Here is a 10,201-nt window from a genome sequence, read left to right as displayed (position 1 = left end):
ATTTATAAACTTTAACTATTTGTCCTTCAGATATGCCCTCTAATTCTTTTTCGATGTAAACATATCCAAAGGATTTTGCAAAACGAGATATAAGTCCTGATTCATAATAAGTGGGATACGCAATTAATTTTCCTTCCACTTCTTTTATACTAACAGGTAAAAATTCTGCTCTACCCTCAGCCTTATGATAGTTTACGGCAAACCTGCACTCAACCGGATATTCTTCTCTTTCAAAATTCCTTATCCTGTCCAAATAGTGAATAACAAGGGTTTTAAATATTACCGCACAGGCCAGTGGATGCCCTGGAAGTCCAAATATGAATTTATCACCTACTTTTCCAACAATCGTAGGTTTCCCAGGTCGTATAGCAACTCCATGAATAAAAATATTCGAATTTTCAAATGAACTTATAACCCTGAGAGTTTCATCTTTGTTGCCGGCTGAACTGCCACCCGACATCAAAGCCAAATCGCATTCACTTATTGCCGCTTGCAATTTCTCTCTTAATTTTTCATAATCATCTTTAACAATGCCGTATAGAATAGGCTCTGCTCCTTCTTCAAGACACAGAGAGTATAACAGATAGCTATTTATGTCCCTGACCTGTCCTTTATTAATTTTCTCCTTAGGGTCCACTATCTCATCGCCTGTGGAAATAATTCCAACCTTTACTTTTTTATAAACCTCCACCTCTAATATTCCAAGACTTGATAAAACCCCTATTTCGTAGGGTCTCAATTTTGTGCCTTTTTTTAAAATGAGTTCACCTTTTTTTACATCTTCTCCAATTTCAATTATGTTTTGAAAGGGCGCAGCTGGTTTATTGACTAAAATAGTTTCATCATCAAGTTTTTCTGTGTATTCAATCATAACAACAGTATCGGCACTTTTAGGAAGCATACCCCCTGTTGGAACATACATGCACTCTCCTGGCATTATATCCAGGGTTGGTTCCGTTCCTATCTTGACTTCTCCAACAAGCTTTAAAATTGCAGGTAAACTCTCACTTGCTCCAAAAACATCACTCGAAATCACAGCATATCCATCAACGGTTGATTTTCTAAAATCGGGAACATTTTCCGGTGCATATATGTCTTCTGCCAGAATTCGCCCCAATGAGCTTAAAATATTGACTTTCTCTTTTCCAAGTTTAAAACTAATATTTTTTTCTATTATCTCCTTTGCCTCTTTTACTGTAACAAGTTTTAAAAGTTCCATTTTAATCGTCCTTTCTTGCACATTCTGAAGCTTCACCCTTTAAAATCTCAATTCCATGCTTAAGAGCAGGTAAAACAACATTTAAGTTTTCAACAGCCCCCTTAGGGCTTCCTGGAAGATTTATGATTAAAGTGCTCTTTCTAATTCCTGCAACAGCGCGGGATAGCATAGCATGTGGAGTTATTTCTAAAGACTTTGCCCTCATTGCTTCTGGAATTCCAGGAACCAATTTCTCAACCACAGCCATCGTTGCTTCTGGTGTTACGTCCCTCTTTGAAAATCCAGTTCCTCCATTTGTCAAAACAAGGTCAACTTTTAATTCATCACAAAATCTTACTAGTTCACGTTTTATATCTTCTATTTCATCTGGAACGATTCTTATTTCTTCAATAGAATATATCGCTGGATCTAAAACTTCTTTTATAGCAGATGATGTTGTGTCAATTCTCTCTCCTCTAAAACCCTTGTCACTAACAGTCAAAATAGCAACTTTAATCATTAATTTATCATCCCCTTTCTTGCTTTCCCCCACTAATTTATTTTTTTATCCTGCCTTCATTTATAATAAAAGTATAGTAATTAGTATTCCTTCTACTTGAAATAAAAAACTTTTTTCGCAAACTGCTTAAATAAGTATGGTATAGAGTAGAGACATATTGAGCAACCTTTGTATCCCGAAAAACTTTACTCCGGAAAAATCTCACGCACGAGTGGAGATTGTATGCGCAAAGTTTGGGTTTTACCTTGTGCAACAATGTGCCCATCCAAAAGAACCAGCGTGCGCTCAGTAAGATCGAGAAGGTCACGAAAATCATGACTAATAAGAAGCAGTGAAACCTTGTTTTTTGCCAGAATCTCCCGAAGAAGGGCCTTTAGTGGACTCCGTGAAGTAGCATCCACTGCTGCAAAAGGTTCATCAAGGAACAAAATTTCCGGTTCCATAGCAAACGCCCTTGCTAGCTGAAGACGTGCAAGTTCTCCCCCAGAAAGTGTATGTATCCGCTGAAAAGCAAGCTTTTCTAAATCAAAACACTTAAGCCACTCATATGCCCGCTTGGTTGCTTCTCGGGCAGAAAGTCCTCGCATGCGCAGGGGAATACTCACGTTTTGCAAAACACTCCCTGTGAGCGTCGTCGGTTGTTGAAAGACGATAGACATCTTTCGGCGAACAGTCACTGAAGACCGCCCGTCTCCCATAAAGCCAAGAACTGTAAGCCTCCCAGAAGACGGTGGAATTAGTAAGGATAAGACTTTAAGGAGCGTACTTTTTCCTGAACCATTGGGACCCGCAAGTCCCAAACGTTCCCCTTGATGCAAAACGAGGCTTATGTTTCGCAGGATAAAGCGTTCATTGCGCCGTACACTAATATCTTCGGCTATAATAACCGGCGTTTGATTCTCTATATCCCGAAAATCGGTAGCTTTGCGTTCAAACATATAATTCATACTCCTCTACCTCCTTTCTTTAATCTAATTATTTCTTGTTTTTCCCGCTTCTACTTTAAGTTTTGTTGATACTGAAGATGGGTAATAAAGGCAGTAATAGAAAACGATAAGGCAAGAAGTACAAAACTTATCGCTAACGCGCGGTCAAACTCACCCTTAGATACTTCAAGAACAATAGCGGTGGTAAGCGTGCGGGTTTCCCCAGCGATGTTCCCTCCTACCATCATTGCTGCTCCTACCTCCGAAATTGCACGTCCAAAACCGGCAATGATTGCTGTTAAAACTGAGCTACGAATTTCCCGAAGTAAAAGCCACATATATTGAAGAGGGTTCAACCCTAAAGAAAGAAAAAAATCGTGTAATTTAGCTTTTTTATCCGACGCAGCTGCAGCTACCAAAGCTATAATAATAGGCACGGTAAGAATTACTTCAGCAATGATGATGGCAGTAGGAGTATAAATCAGCTTTAGTCCTCCTAAAGGGCCGGTACGCCATAGCACAATAGCTACCCAAAGCCCCACAACTGTCGGTGGAAGTCCCATGCCGGTATTGGCTAAAGTCAGAAGAAAATCCCTGCCACGGAACGTGCTTACTCCAAGTGCAATCCCAAGTGGAAGGCCAATGGCTGAACTTATCCCTATAGCCCACGCAGCAATCCTAAGAGAAAGAAGAGTAATTTCTCTGATTTCTGGATCCCCATGAAAAAGAAATTTGAATGCTCCTTTCAGGCCTTCCCAAATAAGTTCCACTTTTATTCAACTCCTTATTCTACTTCCCCTTTTTGGGCATCGGGGAAAAAGAGCGGCACTCCGTATTTGTCTACCCCAAATTTGCCAATAAGTTCCTGCGTTCTGGGCGAAATCATAAACTCCACAAAAGCTTTGGCTCCATCGCTGTTTATGTGTTTCCCAGGATGTTTCTCGGGGTTAACCTGCATGACGTGATAAATATTAAGAAGACCCTTATCTCCTTCTCGAACAATGGTAAGATCTAATTTATCGCGGTATGCAAGGTATGTTCCCCGATCAGTTAGTGTATACGCCCGTTTTTCGTTAGCAATAAGGAGCGTTTGTCCCATTCCTGTGCCGCTTTCTATATACCACGACTTTCCCTTGGGATCAATCCCTGCTGCTTTCCATAAACTCAATTCCTTTTTGTGTGTACCCGAATCATCACCCCTCGAAACAAACGGTACACCTTTTTCAGCAATCGCCTGAAAGGCTGCTTCTACTGAAACCGCATTCTTAACTTGCGCTGGATCCTCTGAAGGACCAACCACAATGAAATCATTGTGCATTACCAACTGATAGTTTATAACATCCTTGTTGTCCACAAGTTCTTTCTCTGCCGCAGGAGCATGTGTAAGAAGAACATCTGCTTCCCCCCTTTTTCCCATCTCCAAAGCCTGTCCTGTCCCCACGGCAACCACTTTTACTTTGTATCCTGTTTCTTTCTCAAAGATCGGTAAAAGGTAATCCAAAAGCCCACTATCCTGCGTGCTTGTTGTTGTCGCCAAAATTACATCTCGATTACCTGGGGAAATCTTCTCTGAAGTTTTAGAACCTGTACAACCGTTCAGAGAAAATAAACTAAACAACAAAATAGAATATAAAAGGATCATCAAAAACTTCTTTGATATTCTTGCCATGGTATTCATCCTCCATCATCACTATTAGTTTTTGTTTAAACCTTACCCATTAAAACTGGAAAGATTCCATTCTTTAGCTTTTACCATTGAAATTAGTCCCTAACAAAGGTACAAAAAAATGCCTTCCGGAGAAGGCACTGCATCGTTTTCGCAAAGCAAGGACACAATTACTTTACCTTACGCATTCTTGCTTTGCATAAATGCAAATGCATTGCCTCTCCTTTCCAACACGGGAGGCATTGATGTTTCCATCAATACCCTATCGGCCTTTATCTCATAGGGCTCTTCGCCCCTTAGACATAAAGGCTCGGAGAGTTATTCTCCTTACTTTAATAATTTTTTTATCTCGATTAATTAGCTTCGTCAAGCGATCTTAGATACATAATTTTTGTCCACCCCAACATTATTTATAGTAAGAACACCAGCATTGGTTAAAAAGACTAATAACACTTCACATTACTCTTCCTGTCATAAGATCCTTAAGTCTGTGGTAATTATCCTAAACTAATAATTTCAATTCATCTATGCGTTTATGGTGCATTATTCATAATTATTTCTTATAATTAACTCAACCTTCTCAATTTCGTGGTTTTTCATGTCAAGTGCATCGATCATACCAAGAACTGTTTTTGATATAAATTCCTGTACAAATGGATTCATAGGTACCGGGTGACCATTTATTCTCAGAAGAGCCCTTTTTGGCTGGCTCTTACAGTTTATATCATCTGCAGCTCCCTGGACCTTTGCCATTGCAAAGTCCCTGCATGATTCAAAACCACACTTTTTACAGTTAAGCCCCTGCAGCAAACAGTAACTTCTGTTCTTTATGACTTCAATGAGTTCATCCAATTCTTCCTCCTTAAGGGAGAATGGATCCACCTTTCTTATCGTGAATTCATTTTCAGTGGAAGTAGAAATGTTTGCATGGGGCATCTCTTTAAAACCCTCGATAACCAGGAAATCGAAATCCCCAAGAAGCTGGATAGTACCTACAAGTTCATCAAGCACCATTTTCCTACCAAGAAGAAAAAAGGTTTCTTCTCCACTACCGACTACAAGCTCTGCCCCTGCTTCTCTGTGTTTACCAGTGTCTTTATCTGCAAAATCAAAGCCTGTATGGGTGTGTTTCAGGGTGGCAACCCTGTACCCCTCATCCACTAATTTTCTAACAATTTTTGTTACAAGAGTGGTTTTACCTGTATCTTTTGTTCCTATAACACCTATTATCTTCAATTTTAATACCTCCTAGGGTATTGACAGTTTGTCAGATATGCTTCCTCCTTTAAGGGCTATCAAACCTTACAACATTTGATACCAAAAGATTTGAGAAAATTTGAGAAAAAAGAAAGATTCCCTCCCCTTGGAGTCGAAGTTGGTAGTTGTCGAATGTCAGGCACATTAAGCCTCCTGAAGTAGATGTCGATGAATGTCCTGTATGCAGCACTCCTCCTCTCTTTTTGCGCAGTTTCGGCAAAGACCTTGAGGACTACCAGAAGCTACAACGTAAAGTGTATAAACATAAGTGGGCACCTGAAAAGCCCTCTCCTAAAAAATCATCATACTTATCGTTGCCCTTTCTGCGACTATGCTCTAAATCTGTAGAAAGCCACTTTTACTATTATAAAACATTCTCGCAAGTTCAGGTTTCTCACAGCTCTTCTACAAGCATTTGAAACCTCATATTACCTTCGGAAACAAGCCACCTTTAGCCCTCGCCGCGGGAACCCGCTTGATGTACCTTTGCAGGATCACTCTTAGGACCTACAATAACAACATTCAGAAAAAATACCCACCCCAACTATTGACAAAGAACCTTCATAAAAAAACTCCTTTCGTTTTAGTATGCGAAAGGAGAATAGCAGCCTTCCTATTCTCCTTTCCAGGCGGGAGGCAGCACCGTTTCCAGCACTACCCTATCGGCCTATAATCCATAGCTCTTGCCTTAGGATTATAGACTCGGAGAATAAGTAATAAAATATTAAGTTTATTTCGTCCTTTCGTTACAATAGTACACCAATTTCAAAGAACTATAATCTCATATTCTTGCTCAAAGGTATTTATAAATAACACCTTACGTCTTAATACTTCTCCTCTTCCTATCAAAACTTTTAGTGCTTCACTAACTTGAATGGAAGCAACAAGAGCAGGAGTGAACGAAGGATTGCCAAGTTCTTTTTCAATTCCCTTCCTCATTTCTTTTTTATACAAAAACTTAAGCGTCTTATCGCCAGGAAAAACTGTAGTAACCTGCCCATACCAGCCCGCAATAGCACCATGAACAAATGGAATGCCAAGCTCCTCGCAGATATCCTGTAAAGTAAGCTTTCCCTCAATATTATCAAGAGCATCGATTACAATATCATGTCCTTTTATGATATCTTTTCCATTTTCAAAATTAAATTCATCTACAATAGCATTTACAAAAACTTCTGGGTTGACAAGTTTCATTCTTTCCACCGCCATTAATGCTTTACTTTTACCCAATGAATTCATATCACTTAAAATCTGGCGGTTTAAATTCGTTTCCTCAAAAACATCCTTATCAACTGCAGTTATATATCCTATACCTAATCTACCAAGCATTTCAATAGCATACCCACCCAATCCTCCACATCCCAATACACAAACCCTGAAGTCCTTTAGTTTTTCATTTTCTTCCTTAGATAGCATATTCATATTTCTGCCGTATCTTCCCATAAAGACACTCCTTTCCCTCAACCACCACCAACAGGTGGAAAAAGGGAAATCACATCTCCATCACTAAGAGGATCATCAAGCTTCCCATCAAGTCCATTTACTAAAAATATTGCTACATCCTTTTCTTTTATGTTAAGTTTGTTTATTATAAACCTTCCGGTAATTCCTTCAAAGTAATCAAAATTTACTTCCTTTTGTCTTCCTTCTCTAAAGGTTGCAAATAATTTTACTTTAATCAATATATCACCCCTTCAATTAAGGACATATAGCAAACCTTCTACTCCAAAGGCAATCTGCACATGAAGGTTTTATAGCATAACAGTCATATTCGGAAGTTCTAACGAAATCACACCCATCAACGAGATCGCAATCGAGGCACGAAGGATATCTATTATTATAAACTCTCGCTCTAAAATTTTTATATTCATTGCTTTCATAAATATCATCTAAGCTTTTTTCCAATATATTTCCAAATGAGTGTTTAAAAACCTTCTTTTTTCTTCCGAAAACATACTCAGTAGTAGTATGGGAAAACCTATAGCACGGATAAACATATCCATCAGAGCCAACAACTACTGCTTCTTCCTCAATAAAATTACAATATCGTTCCGTTTTTAGTTCAATATTCGGCAGAGTAAGATTTATGCCTTTTCTAAACGAATGTATTCTTAGTCTTTCAAATAAATCCTTTAAAAATTTATTTTCATACCTCGTATATAATATTTTATCTTTATAATCTTCAGTTTGAGGAATGACATTTGAAATAATAACTTGGTATGCACTTACCGTCTCTGCTATATCCAATACACTAAAAATATCTTCTATATTATCTTTTGATGCAACAAATTGAATTACAACGTGCGGATATTCTTTATTATTCTTTCTTTTTATCAAATATATATCCTTCAAGTTCTCTAAAACTTCTTTTAAATTAAATCCTCTAATATCTTTATATTTATCCTCAAGTCCATCAATAGAAACAACGATTTTAATTTACATTATCAACAATAAGACTTTTTAACTTATCATCAAGAAGCGTTCCGTTAGTTGTAATTGTTAAATTAAAGCTTGAAAATAATGAGATAGCATCATATATAAGGGGTGAATACGTTGGTTCGCCAATGCCACCAAGGACGATTTCATTTAATTTTTTATTTACAACTTCACTATGTATCTTATATAGAACCTTTTTCTCCATATCCTTTGGTTTTTCAGCCCATGAGCGTCTATAACACATCTTGCAGTTTAAATTGCACTTATCTGTCAACTCAATGTATAATTTTTTGAAGCTCACATATTATCCTCCATGCTATTGATTTTTAATATATATACAAGGGCCCTAAAAGGCATTAGCCTTTTACGGGCCTTAATAATTTTTCAAATTCCCAATTTTTGTAAAGTTTCTTTCGTTGGATATCCATTATCGTCCCATCCTCTTACCTCATAATACTTTGGTAACAGTTCTGATAATTTATGAACATGTCCTTTAGATGGGCCTTCAGGAATAGGCTCTTCTAAAAGTCTCTTTGGCAGTTTATCCTCTTTTGGATCGATTCCTGCCTTCAAATTAAACAGCCTTTCTAATGTGTATATCCTTGAGCCTACCTCTAATAATGTTTCTGCAGTATAATCAGTTCCGCAAACTGCATTTACAAGGTCAACGTAATCTTGAGCACCAAGGGCAAAAGATGTAAATAGGCACAGTCCCAGCGAATCTATAACAGCAGTTAAATCTTGGAATGTTTTAACCCATTCAGCTTTTCCCTCAAGAGAAAATCTATCAAGCTTTTGAGGTATACCTAATATTTCAGGAGATATCATATATCCTCTTACATGACAACCACCTCTGTTAGAAGTCGCATATTCAAGTCCATGTCCTTGAGCTCCTCTTGGGTCGTAAGCGGGAAGTTCTTGTTTTTTAACTGACATCGAAAGTTCTGGCACACCATAGCTTTCGCAAAGTCTATATGAACCTTCTGCCATCTTATCTCCAAATCCTTCCCTTGCACCTATCTTTTTAACCCATCCAACAACAGCTTCTGCATCACCAAATTTTAAGGAATATCCATCTTTTTCTATTTCATCATCCTTTATATATCCCTTTTCATATAATTCCATAGCAGCTGCAATAGTAGCTCCAGTTGAAATAGTATCAAGACCATATTCATTGCACCAATAATTTGCTTCAGCTATAGCGTTTATATCATAAACCTCACAGTCTGCACCAAATGCCCAGAGAGTTTCGTATTCAGGACCTCCTACCTCACGGCCATCCTTTAATCTTATCCATCTTCCACAAGCTATTGGACACCCATAACAAGGATTCTTTCTCACAAGTATTTCCCTTGTCATAGTTTCTCCGCTTATTTTATCAGCATGTTCTGTATAGGCCCTTTGGAAATTAGCAACTGGAAAAATTCCGTGTTCATTGATTATATTGACAAGAACTGCCGTTCCATAAGTTGGTAGCCCTTCACCCGTAACTCCATTTTCGCGAAGCATCTTTGTTTTATTTCTAGCAACTTCTCTAACCTTCTCTTTATCGTATAATTTAATCCCTTTGGAACCCTTTACAACTATCGCCTTCACGTTCTTAGACCCCATAACAGCACCAACACCAGAACGTCCTGCTGCTCTATCATAGTCATTCATAACCGCTGCAATCCTAGAAAGCTTTTCACCCGCAGGTCCTATGCAAAGAACCTTTGATTTATCACCATATTCTTTTTTAAGTTCATCGGTTGTTTCAGAAACAAGCTTTCCCCATAGATGTGATGCATCTCTGATTTCAACTTTATCATCTTCAATTGCAACATAAACTGGGCTTTCTGCCTTTCCTTCAAAAATAATCATATCAAGCCCTGCTGCCTTTAATTCTGCACCAAAATATCCACCTGAATTTGAACATGCAATAGTTCCTGTTAACGGTGATTTAGTGATTACCATGTATCTTCCACCAGTTGGAACTGGTGTTCCTGTAAGTGGTCCTGTTGCAATTATTAACTTATTTTCTGGACTTAGGGGTTCAACATTTGGATCAACTTCATCCATAAATATCTTGCTTGCAAGCCCTCTTCCGCCTATGTATTTCTTTGCAAGTTCTAAATTAAGATCTTCAAATTTGAATTTCCTTTCTGTTAAGTTAACTCTCAATATCTTGCCGGCATACCCAAACACAAGAAACCACCCCC

Annotated in this window: 11 protein-coding genes and 2 riboswitches; all 11 genes read right to left on the bottom strand. The window is 38.2% G+C overall.

The features are described from left to right. Window positions 1-1,219: gephyrin-like molybdotransferase Glp (gene glp, locus M663_RS0101005; protein ID WP_029687612.1), on the bottom strand; the 1,219-nt coding region annotated here is incomplete at its 3' end. A gap of 1 nt (window position 1,220) precedes the next feature. After that, on the bottom strand, window positions 1,221-1,718 hold the full coding sequence (locus M663_RS0101000) for a MogA/MoaB family molybdenum cofactor biosynthesis protein (protein WP_009052268.1): 498 nt from the start codon (window positions 1,716-1,718) through the stop codon (window positions 1,221-1,223). Window positions 1,719-1,903: 185 nt separating this feature from the next. Continuing rightward, window positions 1,904-2,665, bottom strand: a complete 762-nt coding sequence (locus tag M663_RS0100995; RefSeq protein ID WP_003868645.1) for an ABC transporter ATP-binding protein — start codon at window positions 2,663-2,665, stop codon at window positions 1,904-1,906. 50 nt (window positions 2,666-2,715) lie between these two features. Then, window positions 2,716-3,414: an ABC transporter permease gene (locus tag M663_RS0100990; protein ID WP_003868644.1), complete on the bottom strand. Its 699-nt coding sequence runs from the start codon at window positions 3,412-3,414 to the stop codon at window positions 2,716-2,718. A gap of 14 nt (window positions 3,415-3,428) precedes the next feature. Beyond that, window positions 3,429-4,313, bottom strand: coding sequence for a substrate-binding domain-containing protein (locus M663_RS0100985; RefSeq protein WP_009052266.1), 885 nt, complete (start codon window positions 4,311-4,313; stop codon window positions 3,429-3,431). A 201-nt stretch (window positions 4,314-4,514) separates the two neighbouring features. Continuing rightward, window positions 4,515-4,638: riboswitch (molybdenum cofactor riboswitch) on the bottom strand. Window positions 4,639-4,853: 215 nt separating this feature from the next. Then, window positions 4,854-5,546, bottom strand: a complete 693-nt coding sequence (gene mobB / locus M663_RS0100980; protein WP_003868642.1) for a molybdopterin-guanine dinucleotide biosynthesis protein B — start codon at window positions 5,544-5,546, stop codon at window positions 4,854-4,856. A 623-nt stretch (window positions 5,547-6,169) separates the two neighbouring features. After that, window positions 6,170-6,287: riboswitch (molybdenum cofactor riboswitch) on the bottom strand. A gap of 45 nt (window positions 6,288-6,332) precedes the next feature. Further along, window positions 6,333-7,010, bottom strand: a complete 678-nt coding sequence (locus M663_RS0100975; protein ID WP_029687611.1) for a HesA/MoeB/ThiF family protein — start codon at window positions 7,008-7,010, stop codon at window positions 6,333-6,335. 17 nt (window positions 7,011-7,027) lie between these two features. After that, entirely contained in the window at window positions 7,028-7,249 is a 222-nt protein-coding gene (locus M663_RS0100970; protein ID WP_003868640.1) for a MoaD/ThiS family protein, read from the bottom strand. Window positions 7,250-7,265: 16 nt separating this feature from the next. Further along, on the bottom strand, window positions 7,266-7,904 hold the full coding sequence (locus tag M663_RS15010; protein ID WP_273702571.1) for an SPASM domain-containing protein: 639 nt from the start codon (window positions 7,902-7,904) through the stop codon (window positions 7,266-7,268). A gap of 94 nt (window positions 7,905-7,998) precedes the next feature. After that, on the bottom strand, window positions 7,999-8,304 hold the full coding sequence (locus tag M663_RS15005; RefSeq protein ID WP_273702570.1) for a radical SAM protein: 306 nt from the start codon (window positions 8,302-8,304) through the stop codon (window positions 7,999-8,001). A gap of 83 nt (window positions 8,305-8,387) precedes the next feature. Continuing rightward, the coding region (locus M663_RS0100960) for an aldehyde ferredoxin oxidoreductase family protein (RefSeq protein ID WP_273702569.1) at window positions 8,388-10,201 on the bottom strand (1,814 nt) is incomplete at its 5' end.

Source organism: Thermoanaerobacter sp. A7A (assembly GCF_000445185.1).
Lineage (GTDB): Bacteria > Bacillota > Thermoanaerobacteria > Thermoanaerobacterales > Thermoanaerobacteraceae > Thermoanaerobacter.
Note: the sequence above shows the minus strand (reverse complement) of the source record. Positions and strands in the feature narration are given on the sequence as shown.